A 22,327-nucleotide genomic window follows, 5' to 3' on the forward strand; every position below is an offset into this window, starting at 1 on the left:
GATCGGACTCGGATCGTCTCGCGCCAGCGCGCCGTAACGCCGACTGGCCGGGGGAGGCTCAGCGTATCACGACAATATTCGATAGATCAGAAAAAAGATTCTATAGAACATATTGACTAGAGCCGGAAACCTCTGCCAGGGTTATGACCTGGCTCACGTGACCGTCTTCACGTGAGCGAGCTCACGAAGCACGACCGCATCACCAGGAGGCACCCGGTGGCCGATGTTCACAACCGGCGATGGACAGAGTTGGGGGAGCGTGACCGCGAACAACTCCGGCTGCTGCTCGTCGACGCTTTCGCGCTCGCCGCGGCGGGTACCGCCTCGCGGGACGCCCAGCGGGTCCTCGCCGGTCTGCGGGCGGTCGGTGGCGGCGAGGTCCGGGTGCCGTGGACGGACCTGAGACTGTCCGCCCCGGCCGCCGTGGCCGGGACCTCCACTCTCATCCACGCCTGGGATTTCGACGACACCCACGACGAGGCGGTGGTGCACACCGCGAGTGTGGTGGTGCCGGCCGTGCTGGCGGCCGCCGCCACCGCCGGAGCGAACGGCGAGAGCATCGCGGACGGCCTGGTCACCGGTGTCCATCTGCTGTCCCGGCTGGCCCGGGTGACCGGTCCCCGGCCCGGTGTCATCCGGACGGCGGGCCTGGGCGCTCTCGCGGCCGCGGCGGCCGCCGCCACCGTCTGGGGACTGCCCGGCGACGGTGTGGAGCACGCCGTGGCGCTGTCCCTGGGCGCGGCACTGGCGCCGGGCACCCGGCAGGCCGTGGTGGACGGGTCGGTGGCCAAACGGATCCAGCCGGGGCTCGCCGCGCAGTTCGGTATCACCGCCGCCGCCCTCGCCGCCCAGGGCGTCGAGGGGCCGAGTGGCTGGCTGGCGGGCGACTTCGGGCTCGCGCCGGGTTCGGGGGCGGTATGGGACGACCTGTTCGCCGGGGATTTCGAAGGCCGCTGGGTGGCCTTGAAGCCCTATCCCGCCTGCCGCTACACGCACGCGGCGCTCGCGGCCGCGCAGACTCTGCGGGACCGGCACCCGCACTGGGACGAGATCGACGAGGTGCGGGTGCATGTACCGGAAGGTCCGGCGTACGCGCTGGTCTCCCGGCCCTACCGGGACCGCGGCGCCCCGCTGGTGGATGCCCAGTTCTCCATTCCGTGGCAACTCGCGGCCCTGTGGGTCACCGGCCGCTACGACCTGACCACATTGCACGGGGGCGGTCTCGGCGATCCCGGTATCGCCGCGGCGGCCGCCCGGATCGTCGTCGAACAGGACCTCCCGGAAAGCGCGGTGATGACCGGCGCCCGCGTCGAGATCCGTACGGCCGCCGGCGCGTTCGCCGTCGCCGAGGCGCCGATGCCCGGGGCCGACGGTACAACCTGGCAGACGCTCCTGCGCAAGGCCGAATCCTGCCTGCGGGTCGCCGGTCACACCGACCCCGCCGGCGCGGCCGGCGCGCTCCGGGAACTGGCCGGGCGGTTGCCCGATCTCGACGCGTCCGCGCTGACCGCCGCCCTCGAACGCACGACAACACTTCGACCGTAACGAGAGACGATAGGAAACCGTTGATGGATTTCAGCCTCACCCCCGAACAGACCGCCCTGGTCGAATCGGTGACGAAACTGGCCGAGCGTGAATTCGGCGAACGGGCCTTCACGCGTACGGAGTTCGCCTGGGACAGCCTGGAAGTCCTGGCCCGCAACGACCTCACCGGTCTGACACTGCCCGTCGAACTCGGCGGCCAGGGCGCGTCGCTGCTGGACGCGGTGCTGGTCATGATGGCGATCACGAAGGTGTGCCCGCACAGCGCCGATGCCCTGCAGGCGAGCAACTTCGGTGCGATCCGCCAGGTGGCGAACTTCGGCTCCGACTTCGTGAAGGCCGAGGTGCTCCCGCTGTTCCTCCAGGGGAAAGCACTGGTGACGGCGGGTATGTCCGAGCCCGAGGCCGGAAGCGCGCTGACCGATCTGCGCACCACCGCCCGGATCGAGGGCGACCACGTCGTTCTCAACGGCCAGAAGTGCTGGAACTCGCACGGGCCCGATGCCACGCATTCGGTGGTCTGGTGCCGGTTCGGGCCGAGTTCTCGCGATATCGGAGCCGTGCTGGTGCCGTTCGACTCACCGGGGTTCTCCCGGGGCAAACGCGAATACCACATGTCCGGGGAATCGCACTGCCAGCTGTTCTTCGACGAGTGCACGGTTGCCAAGGAGTACGTCCTCGCCGACAGCGGAGCGCTGAAGAAGATGCTCTCGATCTTCGGTGTGGAGCGGATGGGTAACGCGTCACGCGCGCTGGCGCTGGCGGAGAAGGCCTACGACCTGGCGGTCGAACACGCGTCGGTGCGCACCCAGTTCGGGAAGAACCTCTGCGAGTTCCAGGGTCTGCAATGGAAATTCGCGGATATGAAGGTCGAATTGGACGCCGCGAAGATGCTGCTACTGCGCGCGGTGGCCAATGCCGACGCCGGCACCCCGGATTCGACCGAGGCCGCGATCGCGAAACTACACGCCAACCGCACCGCCTTCGCCGTCGCCAACGACGCCATGCAGATCTTCGGCGCCAGCGGCTACTCCCAGGAGTTCCCGCTGGAGTACATCGTCCGGCGGACCCGTGGCTGGATGATCGCGGGCGGTTCGGTCGAAATCCTCAAGAACACCATCGCCGGGTCGATCTTCGGCCGGCGTTTCGACCAGCGCGCCGGGGCGGTGGCCCGATGACCGCCGTGGCGCGCACCGCGACCTCGCTGGACGGCGCCACCGACGCCCTCGTCTCCTGGGTGCTCGACTCGGCCACCCCCGAACTGCCCGCGGCGGTCGCGCACCATGTCCGCCGCCTGCTGGTCGATTACACGGCGGCGGTAGTTCCCGGTTCCACCACGGCGGTCGCCCGTGCGGTCGCCACCCACGTCGCCGCGACCTACGGCGGCACGGGCGCCACCGCGGTCGGCCTCGGCACGGTCTCCGCGCCGGGCGCCGCCCTGCTCAACGGGACCAGCTGCCACAGCCTCGAGGTGGACGACGGGTACACCCCCGGTTCCGTGCACCCCAGCAGCGTCGCCTTCCCCGCGGTGCTGGCGGCGGCGGAGGCGCGGGGCAGCGATACCGTGACCACGACACGCGCCCTGGCGGTGGCGCTCGAGGCGATCTCCCGGCTCGCCGCGGCAGGCCATCCGGCGACCTGGCGCAACCACTTCCACAACACGCCGCTGGCCGGTGTCATCGGCGCCACCTGCGGGGTCGCCGTGCTGCACGGACTCGACGCCGCCCGCCTCCACGACGCGCTCGGTATCGCCGCCTCGCACGCCGGCGGACTCTTCGCCTTCCTCGGGAAATCGGCCGAGGTGAAGCGGGTGCACCCGGGTAAGGCCGCGCGGGACGCGGTGGCCGCCGTCGAACTGGCGGTGGCCGGGGTGACGGGCCCGCATTCCATCCTGGAGACCCCGCACGGCTACGTGGACGCCTTCGCCGCCGGCGGCTTCGACGCGGGTGTCCTGCTCGACGGCCTGGGCCGGGACTGGGTGGTGCTGAACTCCTACGTCAAGCCCTACCCCTCGTGCCGGCATCTGCACGGCCCGCTCGACGCGGTGCTGGCGCTGCGCGCCGAACACGGGATCGGCCTCGACGATATCGCCGGGGCGACCGTGCGGACGTACACGGTGGCCTCGCATCACGCGGCGACGGTCGCCGATTCGCTGCTGGACGCCCAGATGAGCATCCCGTTCGCGCTGGCCACCGCGCTGGCCCACGACGAGGTCGGCCTGACCGAGTTCGGTGCGGAGGCCCGCCGCGACCCCCGGATCCGCGATTTCGCCACCCGGGTCGAGGTGCTCGCCGACGAGCGGGCCGACCGGGAGTATCCGCGACTGCGCCCCGCCGCGGTCGAGTTGCGGCTGCACGACGGCCGGACCCTCACGCACCGGGTCGAGTTGCCCTACGGCGAGCCCGGCAACCCGGTGACCGACGCGGAGATGACCGCCAAGTTCGTCCGGCTCGCCGCACCGGTTCTCGGAACCCCGGTCGCCGAGAAACTGGCCGCCGACCTGTGGGCGTTCGAATCCCTCGACGTCGTCGCCCGCACCGATCTGCACGTGAGGACACAGTCATGACGCAGTTGACCGACTCTGTTGTCGAGGAGCGGGTCCCGGATCGGGCGGACCTCGGCCGGGCCCTGCTGGCCCCGCGATCCGTGGCGATCATCGGCGCGTCCGACGACGCGCGCAAAACCACCGCACGGCCTCTGCAGTTCCTGCGCCGGCAGGGTTTCACCGGCGCCGTCTACCCGGTGAATCCGCGCCGGGAGACGGTGCTGGGGGAACGGTCCTGGCCGGATATCGCCTCGCTGCCGGAGGTGCCGGATCACGTCTTCGTCGTGGCCGATACCGGGCTGGTGGTGTCCGCGGTGCGGGACTGCGGCCGGGCCGGTGTGCCGCTGGTGACGGTGCTGTCGGGCGGATTCGGCGAGTCGGCCGAGGGCGCCGGGCGGCTGCGCGAACTGCTGGCGGTGGCGGCGGAGTACGGCGTCCGCGTGATCGGTCCCAACAGCATCGGTGTGGTCAATCCACGCAACGGGCTGATGCTCACGGCCAACGCGGCCTTCGCCGAAGAAGGTATCCCGGTCGGCTCGTCCTTCGTGGCCTCCCAATCCGGGAGCGTCATCGGTGCGCTCATGACCCGGGCCAAGGCCCGTGGTCTGGGCTTCTCCGGGTTCGTCTCCACCGGTTCCGAGGTCGACCTGACGCTGGGCGAGATCTGCGCGGCGACGCTCGACGACCCCGAGGTCGCCTCCTACACCCTCTTCATGGAGTCGCTGGAGAACGCGGACGCACTGGGCGCCTTCGCGGTCGAGGCGGCGGCCCGCCGCAAGCCCGTCACCGTCTACAAACTCGGTCGCAGCGATGCCGCCGCGGCTCTGGCCGTCTCCCATACCGGCGCCCTGTCCGGCGAGGACGACGAGGCCGAGGCGTTCTTCCGGGCCTGCGGTTTCGCCCGGGTGGACAATTTCGAGGCGCTGATCGAAACCGAGGCGCTCCAGCGCCGGATCGGCCCGCCCACGCCGGCGGGCGGGCGCCGGGTCGCCGTGATCACCTCCACCGGCGGCGGCGCGGCGATCCTGGTGGATCAGCTGGAACCCCTGGGCGTCACAGTGACGCGGCCGAGCCGTGCGGTCTTCGACCGGCTCGCCGACCTGGGGCTCGACGTTGCCGAGAACCTGATCATCGATCTCACCCTCGCCGGCACCCGGCACGACCTGGTCGACGGGGCCCTGACCGTGCTGCGGACCAGCGGTGAGTTCGATCTGGTGCTCTTCGTCATCGGCTCCTCGGCGCGACTCAACCCCGAACTGGCGGTGAGCGCGATCGCCGAGCACGCCGAGGGCCCGGTCCCGGTGGCGGCCTGGGCCCTGCCCGACGCGCTGGAATCGGTCCGTCGGCTGCACGAGGCGGGCGTCCCGGCCTTCCGCACCGCGGAGGCGTGCGCCCAGGCCGTGGCCGCGACCCTGCGCCGGCGGCCCGTGGATCCGGCGACGCTACGCGGCCGCCGGACCGGAATCGCGCCGGGTGGGCGCGCCCTCGACGAGGTGTCCTCCGCCGAGGTCCTCACCGGCCTCGGCCTCCGATTCCCGGTCACCACGACCTGCGGCCTCGACGGCGTCCCCGCGGTCGAGCCGCGATTCCCGGTGGTGGTCAAGGCACTGTCGGACCGGTTGCCGCATAAATCCGACGCCGGGGCGGTGGTCCTGGGCGTCGCGGACCCGGCCGGGCTGCGGGCGGCGATTTCCACCATCCTGGCCGGTGTCGAGGCCTACGACGCTACGGTGACCCTCGATCGCTTCCTCGTGCAGGAGATGATCACGGAGACGGTGTTCGAGGCACTGGTCGGCTACCGGGTCAGCCCGGCGGTCGGACCATTGGTCCTGCTGGCGGCAGGTGGCGTCTACACCGAGATCTACGAGGACTCGTCGCTGCGCCTGGCGCCGGTCACCGAGGATCAGGCCCGCGAGATGGTCGAGGAGGTCAAGGCGACGGCGATCGCCCGCGGCTTCCGCGGCGGCCCCGACGGTGATCTCGACGCGCTGGTCGACGCCGTGGTGCGTGTTTCGCGGCTCGCGCTGGAACGGCCCGATGTCGTCGAGGCGGAGGTCAATCCCGTCGCCGTGCAGGCGCGCGGCGGGGGCGTGGTCGCCCTCGACGCCCTCGTCCGTCTGTCTCAGGAAAGGTGAGACCACCGTGCAATCCCCGCCCCGCCCCCGGCCGGCCGCCGGACGGCGACTCCGTCCCAGATTCCATCCCCGCAGGAGCCAGTGATCCCCATGGACGTGCGCATCGACGACCTCTCGCTCACCTTCGGTGAGTTCACCGCCGTCAGGCACCTCGACCTCCACATCCAGGACGGCGAATCCCTCGTCCTGCTCGGACAGTCCGGGTGCGGCAAGACCAGCACCATGCGCTGCGTCGCCGGTCTGGAGGACCCGAGCGGCGGCACCATCACCATCGGGGGCGCGACGGTCTTCGACGCCGGTCGCAAGGTGAATCTGGCGCCGAACAAACGCAATGTCGGCCTGGTCTTCCAGTCCTATGCCGTCTGGCCGCATATGACCGTGCTGGAAAACGTGGCCTTCCCGCTGAAGATGAAGAAGCGCCCGAAGGCACAGGCGCGGGCCAAGGCCATGGAGACCCTGGAACTGGTCGGGCTGGCGCATCTCGCCGCGCGGGGCGCGAGCATGCTGTCGGGCGGGCAGATGCAGCGGGTCGCCCTGGCCCGCAGCCTCGCGATGGAACCGGCCGTGATGCTGCTCGACGAACCACTCTCCAATCTGGACGCCCGGTTGCGCGAGGACCTGCGGGTCGAACTGCGCAGGCTCCAGCTGGAACTCGGTCTCACCTGCATCTACGTCACCCACGATCAGGGTGAGGCGCTGGCGCTGGCGGACCGGATCGCCATCATGCAGGGCGGCCGGATCTCCCAGCTGGCGGATCCGTGGGAGACCTACCGGGCGCCGGCCTCGGCGTCCATCGCGGGATTCCTCGGTGTGTCCAATATCTTCCCCGTCCGCCCGCCGGAGCAGCGCTCGGACCGGCTCCGGCTCCGCGAGCACGACCTCGAGGTCGCCTTCGGTACCGAGCTCCCTGGCGATACGAGCGATCTGAGTGTCTGCATCCGGCCCGAACATGTACGCCTGGGCGCGGCCGACGGTCCGGACCCGGCGCCGCAGCGGCCGAACACGTGGCCGGGCAAGGTCGAGATCAGCGTTTTCCAGGGTTCGTTCGCGCGGTGCTCGGTGCGTCTGGACGCGGGCCCGGTGATCGAGGTGCAGAGCCACGAGGAATCCGCCGGCCTGTTCCGCAAGGACGACCGGGTCGTGGTCGAGGCCGATCCCAAACATGTCCGGGTGCTGCCCGGCGAGGTGCCCACTCCCGGAGAGGAATCCTGATATGGCACTCATGACCTCGGCCCCCGAGGCGCCGGTGCCGCCCGCGCGCAAGCCCTCGTCCGGTGGACGCTCCACGCTTCCGTGGCGTAAGAGATGGCTGCCCTCCGGCGCGCTGCTGGTGGTTCTCGCGGTGCTGATCGTGCTGCCCGCCGCACTGGTCGTTCTCGCCGCCCTGAGCACGAGCGTGCCGCGACCCGGCAATATCGGCTTCGATCTGACCCTGGACAACTTCCGGATCTTCTCCGCACCGGAGGTGCAGGGCGCGTTCGTCAACTCCCTCGTGCTGGCCGTCAGCGCGACGGGGCTGGCCTGCGCGATCGGGGGCGGGCTGGCCTTCCTGGCGGCGCGTTCGGATATCCCGCTGCCGAAGTTCGTCTACCTGATCGGGCTGATGCCGCTGTTCCTGCCGTCCTATGTGGGCGCGCTGGCCTGGTCCATCCTGGGCAGCCCGACCGCGGGCCTGCTCAATATCGCCCAGCGCGATCTCGGCTGGTCGTTGCCGCTCGATATCTACTCGCTGCCGGGAATGATCTTCGTTTTCGCGGTGTACTACTCGCCGTACACATTCCTGCTGGTCCACGGCGCGATGTCGATGATGAGCCCGGACCTCGAGGAAGCGGCCCGCGTCCACGGCGCCACACCGCGCCGCATGCTGGGCCGGGTCTCCTTCCCGCTGGCCCTGCCGGCATTGATCGGTTCGGCCATCCTGACCTTCACGCTGATCTTCGAGAACTTCCCGGTCGCGCAGGTGCTGGGGACCCCCGGCGGAGTGGATACGCTGCCCACCTTCATCTTCCGGCTGCTCAACGCGACCCCGTCGCGGGGTAACGAGAGCGCGGCCATCGCGGTGGTCCTGGTGGCGATCGTCGTCCTGGTGACCTGGCTGCAGAACCGGGCACTGCGCAAGCGCTCCTTCACCACGGTGACGGGCAAGGGTGTGCGGCAGAAGAAGTTCGCCCTGGGCAAGGCGCGTATCCCGCTGTTCCTGCTGACCCTCGGCTTCTTCGGCCTCTCCATCGTGCTGCCGATCCTGGCGTTGACGATCGCCGCCGGCCAGACCTCGCCCTATCTGACCTCCATGAGCCGGCTCACCGAGCCCGGCGGCCTGGATTTCGGCTCCTTCGGCGAGGTGCTGGGTTCCTCCGGGTTCCGCGAGGCCGCGCTGAACAGCGCGGTGGTCAGCCTCTTCGCTGCCGTGGCGGGGACGGTCCTGGCCTTCCTCTGCGGCTATGTGGTCTACCGGTCGAAGGCGTCCGGGCGGTCGCTGGTCGAAACCGTGTCGATGATGCCGCTGGCGATTCCCGCGGTGGTCCTCGGCATGGGCCTGCTGTGGACCTGGCTGGTGCTGCCGGTACCGCTCTACGGCACCCTGGCCGTACTGGTCGTCGCGTTCCTGGCGGTGCAGGCGCCGCAGGGATTCCGCGGCGTGGCCGCGTCCATCATGGCCACCGACCGGGATCTCGAGGACAGCGCGGTCATGCTCGGCGCGGGCCGCACCACGGCCGTCGCCCGGATCACGGTGCCGCTGATGAAGGTGGGTCTGCTCTCCACCTTCCTGCTGCTGCTGATGCTGAGCATGCGGGAACTCACCGTGCCGCTGTTCCTCTACACCAGCGAGACCGAGATCCTCTCGATCGCCATCTACGACGCGTTCGAGAACGGCGGCGCCCTGCGGCAGGCAGCCGCGATGAGCGTGATCTACACCGCCTTCATGTTCGTCCTGTCCTATATTCCCCGCCGGCTGGCCCGTCAGTGACGGACCCGGCGTAACCGCTCGAGAAGGAGCCAGAACCATGAAGCTCACCAGATGGGGCGCCGTAGTCGCCGCCCTGTTCCTCAGCGCATCGCTGGTCGCCTGTGGCGGCGGCGGGGGCGGATCGGACGCCGCCCGCACCGAGGAGATGCTGGCCATGCCCGCGATCGACGACTCCGACGGACTCGTCATCCACGGCGAGAAGATCGGCGACGCCGCACTGCTGGCCGCGGCCCGCGGGGAGGCGCTCACCTGGTACACCGCGTCGGGTGCGGAGAGCGCCGAGCTCACCGCCGCCCGGTTCGAGGCCGAGACGGGGGTGAAGGTCAACATGACCCGCCTGCCGTCGGGCAAGCTCAACGAACGCGTGCTCAGCGAGCACGGCGCCGGCCGGCTGTCGGCCGGGGTGGTCACCATCACCGATCCGATCCTGGCCGAGGGCTTCGCCGCGGCGGGCGTTTTCGTCCCCTACCGGACGCCCACCTACGACAAGCTCGCCGGGATGGGCGACGTGGTGTGGCAGGACGGCCGGTACTACACCGTCTACTACTCGGCCTACGCCTTCGCCTACAACGATCTCGCGGTCGAGAAGGACCAGGCCCCGTCCTCCTGGGACGATCTGCTCGACCCGAAGTGGAAGGGCAGGATCGGTGTGGTGAACGCCGGCGCCGGTGGCACCGTCCAGGGCCTGGCCGACTTCCAGGAGCGTGTCCTGGGGCCGCAGTACTGGGCGGGCCTGGCCGCCCAGCAGCCCCGGGTCTTCGACACCACCTCGGTGCAGCTCGATGCGCTGGCCCGCGGTGAGATCGAGGTGGCCACGGTCGGTTTCAACAGCACCTACGGCGCCGAGACCGCGGGCGCACCCATCGAACTGGTGGTTCCGGAGAAGGGTGTCTCGGGCACCTTCAATATGCAGGGACTGACCGGGGCGGGCGCGAACAGCCCGGCGGCGCAGCTCTTCATGAACTGGACCATGTCGCGCTCCGGTCAGGAGTTCGCGGCGGCACAGGGTTTCGTGGGGTCGCGCACCGATATCGACCAGGTCCCGACCGGTCACTACCAGTTGCCGAAGGCCGATGACGACGGCTTCGTGGTCTACACCCCGGAGGACGCCCGGAACCGTGGCCAGGACATCGTGTCCCGGTGGAATCGGACGTTCGCCTTCAGCGGCTGATACCGGCGCCGGGCAGACCGGCCCCATAGGTCACGGTCGTCGCAACCTCGATGAGGAAGGTTGCGGCGACCGTGTCTTTTCGGGCATGTGGATCCGGTCGGGCCCGCCTCCACTCACGTGAGCGGAGGCGGGCCCGGCCGGTATCAGGTGAGCAGGACCAGCGACATCTTGCGGGCCACGCAGGCCGGCCGATCGCTACCGGCCAGGTCCACGGTGAAGTCGATGGGTACCAGAAGGGCGTCTTCCCGTGGACGGACCTCGGCGATCGTGCAGCGCAACCGCACCCGGCCACCGACCGGGACGGGGGCGGGAAATCGCACCTTGTCCAGGCCGTAGTTGAGCCGCGCCGTGCCGAGGCGGAACTCGTAGAGGTCCGCCGCGAGCGAGGAAATGAGCGAGAGCGTGAGATAGCCGTGGGCGATCGTCCGGCCGTACGGACCGTCGGCGGCCCGTTCGGTGTCGACGTGGATCCACTGGTGGTCACCCGTCGCGCGGGCGAACAGGTCGATACGCTCCTGGTCCAGAGTGAGCCACGGGCCGGGGCCGAGTTCGACCCCGACGAGTGCCTCCAGTTCCTCCCGGGTGCCCGCGATGGCGGGGCCGGGCGCGCTCAACCGTCGACCCGCTCGAGCACGGCAGCCAATCCCTGACCGCCGCCGATACACAGCGTGGCCAGACCGTAGCGGCCGCCGATCCGGGTGAGCTGGCGCGCCAGCGTCCCGGCCAGCCGGGCGCCGGTCGCGCCCACGGGATGGCCCAGGGAGATACCGGAACCGTGCGCGTTCACCCGCTCGAGGTCGCCGCCGGTGAGCTTCCACTCCCGCAGCACCGCGAGTGCCTGGGCCGCGAAGGCCTCGTTGAGTTCGATCCGGTCCATATCGGCCAGGGTGAGCCCGGCCCGCTCCAGCGCGGCGGCGGTGGCCGGTACCGGACCCATTCCCATGGTGCGGGGCGGGACGCCTGCCACGGCCCAGGAAACCAGCCGGACCAAGGGGCGCAGCCCCAGCTCGGCCGCCCGCTCCGGCGTGGTGACCACGCATATCGCCGCGGCGTCGTTCTGCCCGCTGGCGTTGCCGGCGGTCACGGTGGCGTCGTCGAGGGTGCGTCCCATGATGGGCCGCAGGGCGGCCAGGGACTCCGGGCCGGTATCGGCGCGCGGGTGCTCATCGGTATCGACGACGGTGTCGCCCCGTCGCCCGGGCACCGTGACGGGCACGATCTCCTCCGCAAACACCCCGGACCGCTGGGCGGCCACGGCGCGGCGGTGCGACTCCACGGCCAGCGCGTCCTGGGCCTCGCGGGTGATGCCGTATTCGCGACGGACGTTCTCCGCCGTCTCGATCATGCCGCCGGGCACGGGATAGTCCGGACCGCCGGCGGTGGTGCGGGCGCGGGCCAGCCCGTCGTGCATCGTCATACCGCCGCGCGCCGCGCCCCAGCGGGCGTCGGTGGTGTAGAACGGCACATTGCTCATGCTCTCGGTACCGCCCGCGACGACCACCCGGGCCGCTCCGGTCTGCACCGCCATCGCCGCGTTGATGATCGCCTGGAGCCCGGACCCGCACCGCCGGTCGATCTGCTGGCCCGGCACCTCGACCGGAAGACCGGCGGTGAGCGCGACCACGCGCCCGATCGCCGGTGCCTCGCTGTTGGGGTTGCAGTTCCCCAGGATCACATCGTCGACGGCCTCGGCCGGCAGTCCGCGGGCCAGGAGTTCGCGCAGCACCGCGACCCCCAGATCCACCGCGGTCAGGGAGCGGAAGACACCGCCGTAACCGCCGATGGGGGTGCGCAGTGGTTCGCAGATGACAGCGTCGTACATAACTCTCCTGGGTCGGGCGGCCCGGCGGTGCCGGTGTGGATCGGTGGTCGAAGCGGGATCGAGCTCGGGGCGGATACGGCGCGGCGCCCCGGGCTCACATGAACCGGCCGCCCGTCACCTCGGCGACGGTGCCGGTCATATACGAGGACAGCGCCGAGGCGTAGAACAGCGCCACCCCCGCGACCTCGTCCGGTTCACCGGGTCGCTGCATCGGGATCTCGGCCATCTTCTGGTCCCAGGCCTTCTGCGGCATGGCCTCGGTCATCGCGGATCGGATCAGCCCCGGCTGGATCGCGTTGATCCGCACCCCGTGGTGGGCCATCTCCTTGGCCGCCGCCTTGGTGAGTCCGACGATTCCGGCCTTGGCCGCCGAATAGTTGGTCTGCCCAACCATTCCGACCTTCCCCGACAACGAGGAGATATTGACGATCGCGCCCGACTTCTGCTCCCGCATCCGGGCCGCGGCCAGCCGGGTGCCGTTCCAGGTGCCCTTGAGATGGACCCGGACGACGAGGTCGAAATCGTCCTCGGTCATGGTGCGCATGGTCGCGTCGCGGGTGATACCGGCGTTGTTGACGAAGACGTCGAGGGATCCGAACTCGTCCACGGCGGTGTCGACCAGGGTCTGCACCTGCGCGGCGTCGGTGACGTCGCATCGGACGGCGCGGGCCCGGTCGCCGCCGAGTCCCTCGGCGGCGGCCCGGGCGGCGGCTTCGTCGAGGTCGCCGAGGATCACCCGGGCGCCGTGCTCGACGTACAGCGTGGCGATCGCCAGGCCGATACCCTGCGCGCCGCCGGTGATGACGGCGGTTCTGCCGGTGAGAAGTGCGGTCATGAGGAACCTTCCTGTCGGTGCTGCGGGTCGCATGCCACCACCCGCCGGTCGTGCAGCCGGCCGATCTCGTGGCCGGTCAATCCCAGTTCGTGCGCCAGCACCCGCTCGGTGTCGGCGCCGAGGAGCGGGGCGGGTACGGGAGCCGAAGCGGTGTCGTTCCAGCGGAGCGGATTCCCGGTGGCCAGCATCTCCCCGATTCCGGGTTGTTCGACCGGCCGGGCCAGCGAACCCGGATCCGCCCGGGCCGTCGCGGCGGCCTCCCGGACCGATCGGTAGGGACCCCACAGCACCCGCGCGTCGTTCAATCGGGTGGTCAGTTCGTCGAGGGTGCGTGCCGCGAACCAGGGCCGCAGGATCGAGGCGATGGTCTCGCGGAGTGCGTACCGTTCGGATTCGTCGCGCAGGTCGGTGCCGAGCGCGGCTTCGAGGGCGGCGAAAACCGTTGCGGTACCGGTGGCCTCGCAGAGCGCTTTCCACTGACCTTCGGTCAGCGCGACCACCATGACGCGCCGGCCGTCGGACGTGGCGAAATCCGTACCGAAACTGCCGAAGAGATGGTTACCGAGCGGCGGCCGGTCCCCGTCCTGTTCGGCCTCGGCCAGCCAGCCCAGCGCACCCACCGCGGACAGGGCCACATCCGAGAGTGCGATATCGAGCCGCGACCCTTCGCCGGTCCGGTCACGCCGGCTCACCGCGGCCAGCACACCGAGCGCCGCGGACGCCCCCGCGAGCAGATCCCAGGCCGGCAGCACATGGTTGACCGGCTGCGCGGCGCCGGCCGGTCCGGTCATATTCGGCACCCCGACCGCGGCGTTCACGGTGTAGTCGACTCCGGGACGTCCGTCGGGGAAACCGAGCACATGCACCGAGATCGCATCGGACCGGCGCGCGGTGAGATCGTCGTGGGTCACCCGGTGGCGGCCCACCATGTTGTCGACGAGGATCCCCGCGCCCGGCCCCGGCCTGGTGCACAGCGCCACGAGCAGTTCGCGTCCCTCCGGGGTGCGGTAGTCCAGTGCGACCGACCGTTTCCCCTTGTTGAGGTTGGCCCAGTAGAGGCTGGAACCGCTGGGGGCCAGGGGCCAGCGCAGATGGTCGCTGCCCCCGCCGGGGAGGTCGACCCGGATGACCTCGGCACCCAGCTGGGTGAGGCTCATACCGCAGGAGGGCCCGGCGACGAAGGTGGCGCATTCGACCACCTGGAGATGGGCCAGCGGGGTGGCGTTCATGAGAAGCGGGGCTCCCGTCGTTCGAGGAAGGCGTGGCGTCCTTCGTGTGCATTCGTCCCGTGTCCGGCCAGGGCCATCGCGGCGCGTTCCTGGGCCAGGAACTGCCCGAGGTCGGCGCGGTCCTGCGCGAGCAGTGATTTGGTGAGGGCGTTGGATTGGGCCGGGCCGGCCGCCAGCGTTTCCGCAAGTTCGAGGGCCCGCGCGGTCGCCTTCCCGGACGGCACGGTCTCGGTCACCAGACCCGCCGCGCGGGCGTCCGGGGCGGTGAGGGGTTCGCCGAGGAAGAGATGGGCGGCGGCGCGCTGCTGACCCAGCCGGCGGGGGAGGTGGTATGCGGTTCCGGCGTCGGCGGTCATTCCCCGCGCGGCGAAGGGCGCCTGGAAATACGCGTCGTCCCCGGCGACGACCAGATCGCAGGCCAGCACGATGCCCCAGGCGGCGCCGATCGCGTATCGCTCGACGGCGGCGATGATCACCTGATCGGCCCGGACTATCGAGGTCACCAGCGCGTGAATCGAGGTCAGGCGTTCCGCCGGGCCGAAAACGCCCGTGTCCGTGCCGGGCATCGACGCCACATCACCACCGGAGGAGAAGAAGTCGTCGCCCCCGGTGAGGACCACGGCCGCGTCCCGCCGGCGGGCGGCCTCGGCGAGGCCGTCCCGCAGCAGTTCCACGGTCCGCGCGTCGAGGGCGTTGCGCCGGTGCGGGCGGTCGAGCCGCAGCACGGTGACCCCGGAGCCCGGGTGTTCCTGGTGGACGGGGGCCTGTGTTGTCTCGGAGGTCATAATCTATAGAAAATATAGTATGTCTTGACGGGTGTCGATGCTTTCGCCGCGGTCAGGCATCGATCCGGTACTCCGCCAGCAGCGCCCGGCCGATGATCATCTTCTGGATATCGGAGGTGCCCTCGCCGATCAGCATGAACGCGGCCTCGCGGTACAGGCGTTCGATCTCGTATTCCTTGGAGTAGCCGTAACCGCCGTGGATGCGGAAGGCGTCCTGGACGACTTCGTTGCAGTACTCCGCGGCCAGCATCTTCGCCATACCGGCCCCGACGTCGTTGCGTTCACCGGTGTCCTTGAGCCGCGCGGCCCGGACCATCATCGCGTGGGCGGCCTCGACCTTGGTGGCCATCTCGGCGAGGCGGAACAGGATCGCCTGGTGATCGGCGATCCGCTGACCGAAGGTCTCGCGCTGCTGGGCGTAGGCGATGGCCAGCTCGAAGGCCCGCAGCGCGATACCGCAGGCGCGGGCGGCGACATTGACGCGGCCCACCTCGACACCGTCCATCATGTGATAGAAGCCCTTGCCGGGGACGCCGCCGAGAATCCGGTCGGCCGGGATCCGGTGGCCGGCGAAGACCGCTTCGGTGGTGTCGACGCCCTTGTAGCCCATCTTGTCGATCTTTCCGGGGATGGTCAGGCCCGGAGCCGTCTCGCCGTAGCCGGCGTCCTTCTCCACCAGGAACGTGGTGAGGTTCTTGTACACGCTGCCGGCGCCCTCGTCGGTCTTCACCAGCACGGCGATCAGGTTGGAGGTGCCGCCGTTGGTCAGCCACATCTTCTGGCCGTCGATCGTGTACCAGCCGTCCTCGCCGCGGACGGCCCGGGTCTTGATCGCGGCCACATCGGAGCCCAGCCCCGGCTCCGACATCGAGAACGACCCGCGCACCTCGCCGGTGGCCATGCGGGGCAGGTACATCCGCTTCTGTTCGTCGGTACCGTGCCGCATGAGCATGTAGGCCACGATGAAGTGGGTGTTGATCACGCCCGAGACGCTCATCCACCCGCGCGCGATCTCTTCCACGCACAGCGCGTAGGTCAGCAGGGATTCACCCAGGCCGCCGTACTCCTCGGGAATCATCAACCCGAAGACGCCCAGCTCCTTCAGTCCGTCGACGATGTCCTGGGGGTACTCGTCGGCATGCTCGAGTTCGGTGGCCACCGGGAGGATCTTCTTCTCCACGAATGCCCGGACCGTGGCGATGATCTCGGTCTGGTCCTCGGTCAGTCCGTCGGTGCCGCATAGCCGGCCCATACCGGATCCTCCTTGTTCGGCGACCGGGCGCCGGCGCGCTCACGGCCGGGCGCTGTCGCGCACCCGTGCGGGAGGCTCGTCGGGGGCTCGGTCTGGAAAGAATGTCGATCCGGTCATTTGTAGCATAAGTACGTACAAATGGTGCGTGATTGTTCGTGGAGCCGGTGGCGGCGTCAGAGTGTGTTGCGGCGCAGCGTCACCCGGTAGGTGTAGTGCTCGGGCAGGAAGTAGCTGACCGACAGATCGACGGCCCGGCCGTCGGCGTCGGAGTACAGCCGGTCGACGCGGAGCATGGGATGGCCCTGCTCGCAGCCGAGCCCGGCCGCGACCTCGGCATCGGCGCCGGACACGGTGATCGACTGGGCGGCCTCGACGATGGGGTCGCCGAGATGGGGTTCGAGCAGTCCGATCACGGTATGGGAACTCTTCCCGCCCACCCCGACCTCGGCGCGGCCGGTGAGATGCCTGCCGATGTGCTCGGGCAGGTACACGGTGGTCACGACGAACGGAACACCTTCGTGGATGCGGCGGAAGGTGACCGTGTGGACGATATCGGTATCGAGCCGCAGCCGGCCCGCCGCCGCGATGTCGACCCGGCGGTGCAGGGGGGTGAGCACCTCCATCGTGGTGTCGGAGGACAGGCTCATCAGATCCTCGATCGAACCGTGATGGCGCAGGTAGTGGCCCTCGGATTCGGTGACGAACGTACCGCGGCCCGGAACCCGGTAGACGCTGCCGTCGGCGACGAGGTCCTGGAACGCGCGGCGTACCGTCTGGCGGCTGACGCCGTACTGCTGCGCGAGTTCCGCCTCGGTCGGCAATCTGCCGCCGTCGCGGTAGTCGCCCGCGGCGATACCGTCGCGCAGGGCCCGCGACACCACCTGATGGGCCGGCTCCACGCCCCGTTCCCGGTCTGTCTTCATACTCTCCTGCCCTCTCGGCGGCGCGATATGTACGGATATTATGCCGACAATGTCTGGTGCGGGCGGTCCGGAGGTGCGGACGATGCCGCGATCCGGATCGATCGGTCCGGCGGCCTCGATGTCTTACACGGATTTGACCGTTCGGACATCGGGCCGGAGGTGGTCTGTGCGAGTCTGCCGACCGAAGCCGATCGGAAGGAATACCCACCGTGGCCGACTTTCTGGACACGATCAACGGTTACATCTGGAGCGACACTCTCGTCTATCTTTGTCTCGCGGCGGGGGTCTATTTCTCGGTACGGACCAGATTTCTGCAGATCCGGCAGGTGCCGGAGATGATCGGACTGATGCTGAAGGGGGAGAAGTCCCCCGACGGGGTGTCGTCGTTCCAGGCCCTGGCCATGTCGCTGTCCGGGCGGATCGGCACCGGCAATATCGCGGGCGTCGCGACCGCGATCGCGTTCGGCGGGCCCGGCGCGATGTTCTGGATGTGGGCGGTGGCGTTCCTCGGTGCGTCCACCTCGTTCGTGGAATGCACGCTCGGCCAGATCTACAAGACGCGTGATCGTCTCACCGGCGAATATCGCGGCGGCCCGGCGTATTACCTGAGCCGGGCGATGGCGCATACCAAGGCGGCGCCCGCGTTCACCGTGTACGGGTTCGTCTTCGCCGCGGTGAGCGTGCTGTCCTGCGGAGTGCTGCTGCCCGGCGTCCAGGCGAATTCGATGGCGCTGGCGATGAACGAGGCCTGGGGACTGTCCGAGTGGGTGGTGGCGATGGGCACGGTGATCGTGCTCGCCTTCGTGATCATCGGCGGCGTGAAGCGTATCGCCGCGTTCGCGGCGGTGGTCGTCCCGTTCATGGCGGTGTGCTATATCGCGTTCGCGCTCGTCGTCGTGCTCCTCAACGCCTCGGCGGTGCCCGAGGTGCTCCGCACGATCTTCGCGAGCGCGTTCGGCGCCGATGCCGCGTTCGGCGCGATCGTCGGTGCGGCCGTTATGTGGGGGGTCAAACGCGGCGTGTACTCGAACGAGGCCGGGCAGGGCAACGGGCCGCATTCGGCGGCCGCCGCCGAGGTGTCGCACCCGGCGAAACAGGGATTCGTCCAGGCCTTCGCCGTGTACATCGACACCCTGTTCGTCTGCAGTGCCACCGGGTTCCTCATCCTCGGTACCGGCGCCTACCGGGTGTTCGAGGGGGAGACCGCCGACGGCGCGGTCATCGCCGAGGGCGGTGCGCTGCCGTCGGATGTCGTGGTCGGCCCGAGCTTCGTCCAGACCGGTTTCGATACCTTCTGGAGCGGCGCCGGGTCGACGTTCGTCGCGGTATCGCTGGCGTTCTTCTGCCTCACCACGATCATCGCCTACTACTACATCGCCGAGACCAACCTGCGATTCCTGCTCGGCAGGTTCGGCACCGTCGCTGTGCCGGTCGTGCGCGGTTCGGTCGGCTCCGCCACGACGCTGCTGCTGCAGGCGCTGATCCTGATCTCGGTGGTGATGGGTGCGGTGTCCACCGCGGCCGAGGCGTGGACACTCGGTGATATCGGGGTCGGGTTGATGGCCTGGCTCAATATCGTCGGAATCCTGATCCTGCAGCAACCCGCCTACAAGGCGTTGCGCGATTACGAGAAACAACAGAAGGCCGGGGTGGACCCAGTGTTCGACCCGGTGGCCCTGGGGATTTCCGGTGCCGACTTCTGGGAGAGCTACGAGCCGTCGAGCGGAGGCGAACGCACCCGCGCGCCCGTTTAGTACTCCCTCTGCCGAACCTGCTCGGCAACAGGCGATTACGCGGTGGCGCCGGTTCCGGTGCGGGGACGCTGCGCTGGAAGCGGCCCCGGGGCCGCGAGTAGGGTCGAACGGGCAGTCCGTGGTGCCCACAGATCGGGGGAGAGCATGGCGACCGATATCGAGACCCGGGCCGGTCGGTTGCTGGCCGCGCTCGCCGAGCCCGCGGGGCAGGCCGACCCCTATCCGCTGTACCGGGAGCTGCGGGAATTCGGGCCGGTCGTGCAGTCGCCGGACGGTTCGCTGGTGGTCAGCGGATACCGGGCGGCGACCGCGCTGGTGCGCGACCACCGATTGCAGAAACGGCCCGAACGCAACCTGGCGGCCGCCGGATTCGCCGAGTGGCGCGAACGGCCCGGGCTGCGGCTGGTCTTCACCAGCATGCTGGTGCGCAATCCGCCGGATCACACCCGGTTGCGCCGGGCGGTGTCGAGCGCCTTCACCGCCCGGCGGGTCACCGGCCTGCGCACCGCGATCGAGCGGATCGTCGCGGATCTGCTCGCCGGAATGCCGGGTGCGGGCACCGTCGATTTCGTGGACGCGTTCGCGTTTCCGTTGCCGGTCACCGTGATCGGTGAACTGCTGGGCGTGCCGGAGGCCGACCGGGCCCGGTTCCAGCCGCTGGTGCGCGATTGGACCGCGGTGCTGGACCGGTTGGACGAGGGCACCGTCGCGAAGGCCGATATCGCCGCGACCGAGATCGCCGGCTACCTGGCCGGACTGGTCGCGCACCGCCGCGCGCGACCGTGTGAGGACCTGCTGTCGGCGCTCGCGGCCGACGGCGGACTCGACGACGACGAAGTGGTGACCATGGCGGCGCTGCTGTTCGCGGCGGGTTTCGAAACCACCACGGGACTGCTCGCGAACGGTCTGCGCGCCCTGTTCGACCATCCGGAACAGGCGCGGATGTTGCGCGCCGACCCCGCTCTCGCGGTCACCGCGACCGAGGAACTCCTGCGGTACGACTCACCGGTGCAGGTGCTCACCTCGCGCACCGCACCCGAGGAGATCCGGGTCGGCGCACACACCCTGCCGGCCGGGCAGCGGGTGATCACCCTGCTCGGCGCGGCCAACCGCGATCCCGAGGTCTTTCCGGAGCCGGATGTACTGCGCGTGGATCGGGACGGTGATCCGCCGCTGTCGTTCGGCGGAGGGCTGCACTACTGTCTCGGCGCGCCGCTGGCCAGGCTCGAGGCGCAGGTAGCGTTCCCGGCACTGCTGCGCGCGTTCCCCGGCCTCGCGCCGGCCGGGCCCACCGTGCCCCGGGAAGGCCTGGCCCTGCACGGCCTGATCGCGATGCCGGTCGACACCGGATAGGGCGTCGCCGGATCGTCCTCCCGGGTGTGGGTGTCAGGGGTTGGCCGCGTCGAACTCCGCGCGGCAGCGTTCGATATCGGCGTGGTTGTCGCGGGCCCAGGCGGCCATCGCGAGGATGGCGGTGGCGAGCCCGTCGCTGCGTTCGGTGAGCGCGTATTCGACCTGGGGTGGCGCGGTCGGATAGACCGTGCGGCTGATCAGCCCGTCGCGCATCAGATTCCGGGTGCAGACGGTGAGCATGCGCTGGGACAACCCCGGCACCGCCCGCAGGAGATCACTGAAACGCCTTGGGCCACTGTGTAGCTCGACCAGGATCAGCAGACTCCACCGGTCGCCGAGGCGTTCCAGCAGTTCCTTGATCCCGCAGTGATCCCCGCCACAGGGACCGGAATCGGCGGTGGTATCTGCCTGGTCGGTTACGTCGGTGTGTGCAACGGTCATGAAAGTGCCTCCTGTCGGGCCTGCCCCGGGCTCCACCACAATCATGATGTCGCCGTGGTGACCGGGCTTGGCGAAAGAGGGGGCGACAAGCCCGCCACCGGCAGCGGATCAATCCTCGCACGGTGGCCGGATTCCGGCGGTTACCGGATGAACGGCGGTGACGGCGGGAAGGTCACCGGCAGCGAGGTCAGAGCGCGGTAGAAGGGACCGGGGCGCCAATCCGGCCCGCCGGGCAGGTCCGGCCGCAGATCCGGCAGGGCGTCGAGGAGCTGATCGATGGCCTCCTGCGCCACCAGGTAGGCCGGTGTCTGGGCGGGGCAGGAGCGCCGGCCCAGCCCCCAGGACAGATGCGACCGGTTGCCGCGGTGGTCGTCGGCGCGGATCGCGGGGTCGTGATTACAGGCGGCGATACCGATGACGACCGGCTGATGGGCGGGCAGCCAGACATCGTCGATCAGCATCGGCTGACGCGGATAGGTGATGAGGAAGTTCGCCATCGGCGGGTTGTCGAACAACACTTCGTCGAGCGCGTCACGCGTCGAAAGGCTGCCACCGAGAACACTGCCGCCGAAACGGTCCTCGGTGACGATGAGCAGCAGGGTGTTGGCGATGAGATTCTGCTGGAATTCGAGCACCGCCCCGTACAGACCCGCCAGCTGGTGCATGACCTCCTCCTCGTCGAGCCCGGCCTCGTGCCGCAGCAGCCGTGAGGTGACGTCCTCGCCCGGATGCTCGCGTTTGAAGGCGACCAGTTCGGTGAGCGCGGCATTGATCATCGTGCTGCCCTCTTCGGCGCCGCCGCCGAACATCGCCGCCATCCCGGCCGCGACCCGCCCGCCGATCTCCGGCGGACATCCGAGCAGCGCGTTGCAGACGCCGAAGGCCAGCGGGAAGCAGTAGTCGCGCAGCAGATCGGCGCTGCCCCGCTCACAGAAGGTGTTGATCAGCGGGGTGGCCAGATCGTCCACCGCGGCGCGCAGTGCGTGCAGGTCGACCTGGTCCAGGGCGTCGGCATTGGCCGCGCGGTACCGGCGGAAGTCCGCCCCGCTGTTGCGCGCCGGGACCGGGCGCCACTCCAGGATGGGCAGCACCGGGCAGTCCGCGGGCACGGTGCGCTGCCAGGCGCGGGGGTCGGCGGGGAAATGTTCGTGGTCGTTGAGGATCCGGACGGCCGTCCGATGCTCGATCACCAGGGTCGCGGGCACACCCGGCGCCAGGTCCACCGGCACCATGGACCGGTGCTCGCCGCGCATCCGCCGGTAGACCGCATGCGGGTCGGCCGCGAATTCGGGGGCGTAGAGCGGGATCCGCGGGCCGGTGTCCGCGAGCGGGGATCCGTGGGCGGTCGGGGGATTGCCGGGGGCGCTGGTGGTCAAGAAAAGCTCCATAGGTACGTGCAGTGTGCCGTGAGCTTCCGACTGAGTGTTGTCGCTCTCGGACGCTGTAGGACCCTACGCGAAGATGAAATGTATTTCCCTGTGGCGCAATCGAGAAGGGAAATTTTCCGGTTGACCGGTGGTGCGCCCGTACGGGTGTGAAGCGCCTCGCCCGGAATGTGTCCACTCGGCGGAC

General features: G+C 69.8%; 18 protein-coding genes. 9 read left to right on the forward strand and 9 right to left on the reverse strand.

The features are described from left to right. The first annotated feature begins 171 nt into the window (after positions 1 to 171). From ACZ6SF_RS16920 to ACZ6SF_RS16950, 7 genes are all read left to right on the forward strand, one after another. On the forward strand, positions 172 to 1,545 hold the full coding sequence (locus ACZ6SF_RS16920) for an MmgE/PrpD family protein (protein ID WP_466063063.1): 1,374 nt from the start codon (positions 172 to 174) through the stop codon (positions 1,543 to 1,545). 23 nt (positions 1,546 to 1,568) lie between these two features. Beyond that, the gene (locus ACZ6SF_RS16925) at positions 1,569 to 2,720 is read left to right on the forward strand and encodes an acyl-CoA dehydrogenase family protein (RefSeq protein WP_466063064.1); all 1,152 of its coding nucleotides are present in this window, start codon (positions 1,569 to 1,571) and stop codon (positions 2,718 to 2,720) included. Further along, positions 2,717 to 4,108, forward strand: a complete 1,392-nt coding sequence (locus ACZ6SF_RS16930) for an MmgE/PrpD family protein (RefSeq protein WP_466063065.1) — start codon at positions 2,717 to 2,719, stop codon at positions 4,106 to 4,108. Before ACZ6SF_RS16925 ends, ACZ6SF_RS16930 begins: the two co-directional genes overlap by 4 nt. Beyond that, a complete protein-coding gene (locus ACZ6SF_RS16935; protein WP_466063066.1) occupies positions 4,105 to 6,222 on the forward strand; it encodes an acetate--CoA ligase family protein in 2,118 nt (705 codons plus the stop codon). The genes ACZ6SF_RS16930 and ACZ6SF_RS16935 overlap by 4 nt, the downstream gene beginning before the upstream one ends. A gap of 90 nt (positions 6,223 to 6,312) precedes the next feature. Further along, complete coding sequence (locus ACZ6SF_RS16940; RefSeq protein WP_466063067.1) at positions 6,313 to 7,434, forward strand: ABC transporter ATP-binding protein; 1,122 nt, start codon at positions 6,313 to 6,315, stop codon at positions 7,432 to 7,434. Between the two features lies 1 nt (position 7,435). Beyond that, positions 7,436 to 9,190 (forward strand): ABC transporter permease, encoded by a 1,755-nt coding sequence (locus tag ACZ6SF_RS16945; protein WP_466063068.1) that lies wholly within the window; start codon positions 7,436 to 7,438, stop codon positions 9,188 to 9,190. 37 nt (positions 9,191 to 9,227) lie between these two features. Then, positions 9,228 to 10,361 (forward strand): ABC transporter substrate-binding protein, encoded by a 1,134-nt coding sequence (locus tag ACZ6SF_RS16950; protein ID WP_466063069.1) that lies wholly within the window; start codon positions 9,228 to 9,230, stop codon positions 10,359 to 10,361. Between the two features lie 143 nt (positions 10,362 to 10,504). Here ACZ6SF_RS16950 and ACZ6SF_RS16955 read toward each other — a convergent pair whose 3' ends face one another. From ACZ6SF_RS16955 to ACZ6SF_RS16985, 7 genes are all read right to left on the reverse strand, one after another. After that, complete coding sequence (locus ACZ6SF_RS16955; RefSeq protein ID WP_466063070.1) at positions 10,505 to 10,975, reverse strand: MaoC family dehydratase; 471 nt, start codon at positions 10,973 to 10,975, stop codon at positions 10,505 to 10,507. Then, positions 10,972 to 12,183, reverse strand: coding sequence for an acetyl-CoA C-acetyltransferase (locus tag ACZ6SF_RS16960; protein ID WP_466063071.1), 1,212 nt, complete (start codon positions 12,181 to 12,183; stop codon positions 10,972 to 10,974). The genes ACZ6SF_RS16955 and ACZ6SF_RS16960 overlap by 4 nt, the downstream gene beginning before the upstream one ends. A gap of 94 nt (positions 12,184 to 12,277) precedes the next feature. Then, positions 12,278 to 13,018: a 3-oxoacyl-ACP reductase FabG gene (gene fabG, locus ACZ6SF_RS16965; RefSeq protein ID WP_466063072.1), complete on the reverse strand. Its 741-nt coding sequence runs from the start codon at positions 13,016 to 13,018 to the stop codon at positions 12,278 to 12,280. Beyond that, complete coding sequence (locus ACZ6SF_RS16970) at positions 13,015 to 14,247, reverse strand: CoA transferase (protein WP_466063073.1); 1,233 nt, start codon at positions 14,245 to 14,247, stop codon at positions 13,015 to 13,017. The genes fabG and ACZ6SF_RS16970 overlap by 4 nt, the downstream gene beginning before the upstream one ends. Continuing rightward, positions 14,244 to 15,032, reverse strand: a complete 789-nt coding sequence (locus ACZ6SF_RS16975; RefSeq protein ID WP_466063074.1) for an enoyl-CoA hydratase/isomerase family protein — start codon at positions 15,030 to 15,032, stop codon at positions 14,244 to 14,246. The genes ACZ6SF_RS16970 and ACZ6SF_RS16975 overlap by 4 nt, the downstream gene beginning before the upstream one ends. Before the next feature lie 52 nt (positions 15,033 to 15,084). After that, a complete protein-coding gene (locus ACZ6SF_RS16980) occupies positions 15,085 to 16,284 on the reverse strand; it encodes an acyl-CoA dehydrogenase family protein (RefSeq protein WP_466063075.1) in 1,200 nt (399 codons plus the stop codon). A 173-nt stretch (positions 16,285 to 16,457) separates the two neighbouring features. Beyond that, positions 16,458 to 17,207, reverse strand: a complete 750-nt coding sequence (locus tag ACZ6SF_RS16985) for a GntR family transcriptional regulator (RefSeq protein WP_466063076.1) — start codon at positions 17,205 to 17,207, stop codon at positions 16,458 to 16,460. 209 nt (positions 17,208 to 17,416) lie between these two features. Between ACZ6SF_RS16985 and ACZ6SF_RS16990 the strand changes: the two genes are divergently transcribed. Together ACZ6SF_RS16990 and ACZ6SF_RS16995 are read left to right on the forward strand one after the other, a co-directional pair. Further along, entirely contained in the window at positions 17,417 to 18,961 is a 1,545-nt protein-coding gene (locus ACZ6SF_RS16990) for an alanine/glycine:cation symporter family protein (protein WP_466063077.1), read from the forward strand. Between the two features lie 144 nt (positions 18,962 to 19,105). After that, positions 19,106 to 20,314 (forward strand): cytochrome P450, encoded by a 1,209-nt coding sequence (locus ACZ6SF_RS16995; RefSeq protein ID WP_466063078.1) that lies wholly within the window; start codon positions 19,106 to 19,108, stop codon positions 20,312 to 20,314. Positions 20,315 to 20,347: 33 nt separating this feature from the next. Here ACZ6SF_RS16995 and ACZ6SF_RS17000 read toward each other — a convergent pair whose 3' ends face one another. Then, positions 20,348 to 20,755 carry a winged helix-turn-helix transcriptional regulator gene (locus tag ACZ6SF_RS17000; RefSeq protein WP_466063079.1) on the reverse strand — a complete coding sequence of 136 codons (408 nt, stop codon included), beginning with the start codon at positions 20,753 to 20,755 and terminating at the stop codon, positions 20,348 to 20,350. Between the two features lie 140 nt (positions 20,756 to 20,895). Then, complete coding sequence (locus tag ACZ6SF_RS17005) at positions 20,896 to 22,131, reverse strand: cytochrome P450 family protein (protein WP_466063080.1); 1,236 nt, start codon at positions 22,129 to 22,131, stop codon at positions 20,896 to 20,898. Positions 22,132 to 22,327: the final 196 nt, after the last annotated feature.

This window comes from Nocardia sp. NPDC049935 (genome assembly GCF_055586645.1).

What these genes read in the sequence shown, in the direction of transcription:
- ACZ6SF_RS16925 (WP_466063064.1), top strand. Translation starts at nt 1,569, where the DNA reads ATGGATTTCAGCCTCACCCCCGAACAGACCGCCCTGGTCGAATCGGTG.
- ACZ6SF_RS16930 (WP_466063065.1), top strand. Translation starts at nt 2,717, where the DNA reads ATGACCGCCGTGGCGCGCACCGCGACCTCGCTGGACGGCGCCACCGAC.
- ACZ6SF_RS16935 (WP_466063066.1), top strand. Translation starts at nt 4,105, where the DNA reads ATGACGCAGTTGACCGACTCTGTTGTCGAGGAGCGGGTCCCGGATCGG.
- ACZ6SF_RS16940 (WP_466063067.1), top strand. Translation starts at nt 6,313, where the DNA reads ATGGACGTGCGCATCGACGACCTCTCGCTCACCTTCGGTGAGTTCACC.
- ACZ6SF_RS16945 (WP_466063068.1), top strand. Translation starts at nt 7,436, where the DNA reads ATGGCACTCATGACCTCGGCCCCCGAGGCGCCGGTGCCGCCCGCGCGC.
- ACZ6SF_RS16950 (WP_466063069.1), top strand. Translation starts at nt 9,228, where the DNA reads ATGAAGCTCACCAGATGGGGCGCCGTAGTCGCCGCCCTGTTCCTCAGC.
- ACZ6SF_RS16960 (WP_466063071.1), bottom strand. Translation starts at nt 12,183, where the DNA reads ATGTACGACGCTGTCATCTGCGAACCACTGCGCACCCCCATCGGCGGT.
- fabG (WP_466063072.1), bottom strand. Translation starts at nt 13,018, where the DNA reads ATGACCGCACTTCTCACCGGCAGAACCGCCGTCATCACCGGCGGCGCG.
- ACZ6SF_RS16970 (WP_466063073.1), bottom strand. Translation starts at nt 14,247, where the DNA reads ATGAACGCCACCCCGCTGGCCCATCTCCAGGTGGTCGAATGCGCCACC.
- ACZ6SF_RS16975 (WP_466063074.1), bottom strand. Translation starts at nt 15,032, where the DNA reads ATGACCTCCGAGACAACACAGGCCCCCGTCCACCAGGAACACCCGGGC.
- ACZ6SF_RS16980 (WP_466063075.1), bottom strand. Translation starts at nt 16,284, where the DNA reads ATGGGCCGGCTATGCGGCACCGACGGACTGACCGAGGACCAGACCGAG.
- ACZ6SF_RS16985 (WP_466063076.1), bottom strand. Translation starts at nt 17,207, where the DNA reads ATGAAGACAGACCGGGAACGGGGCGTGGAGCCGGCCCATCAGGTGGTG.
- ACZ6SF_RS16995 (WP_466063078.1), top strand. Translation starts at nt 19,106, where the DNA reads ATGGCGACCGATATCGAGACCCGGGCCGGTCGGTTGCTGGCCGCGCTC.
- ACZ6SF_RS17000 (WP_466063079.1), bottom strand. Translation starts at nt 20,755, where the DNA reads ATGACCGTTGCACACACCGACGTAACCGACCAGGCAGATACCACCGCC.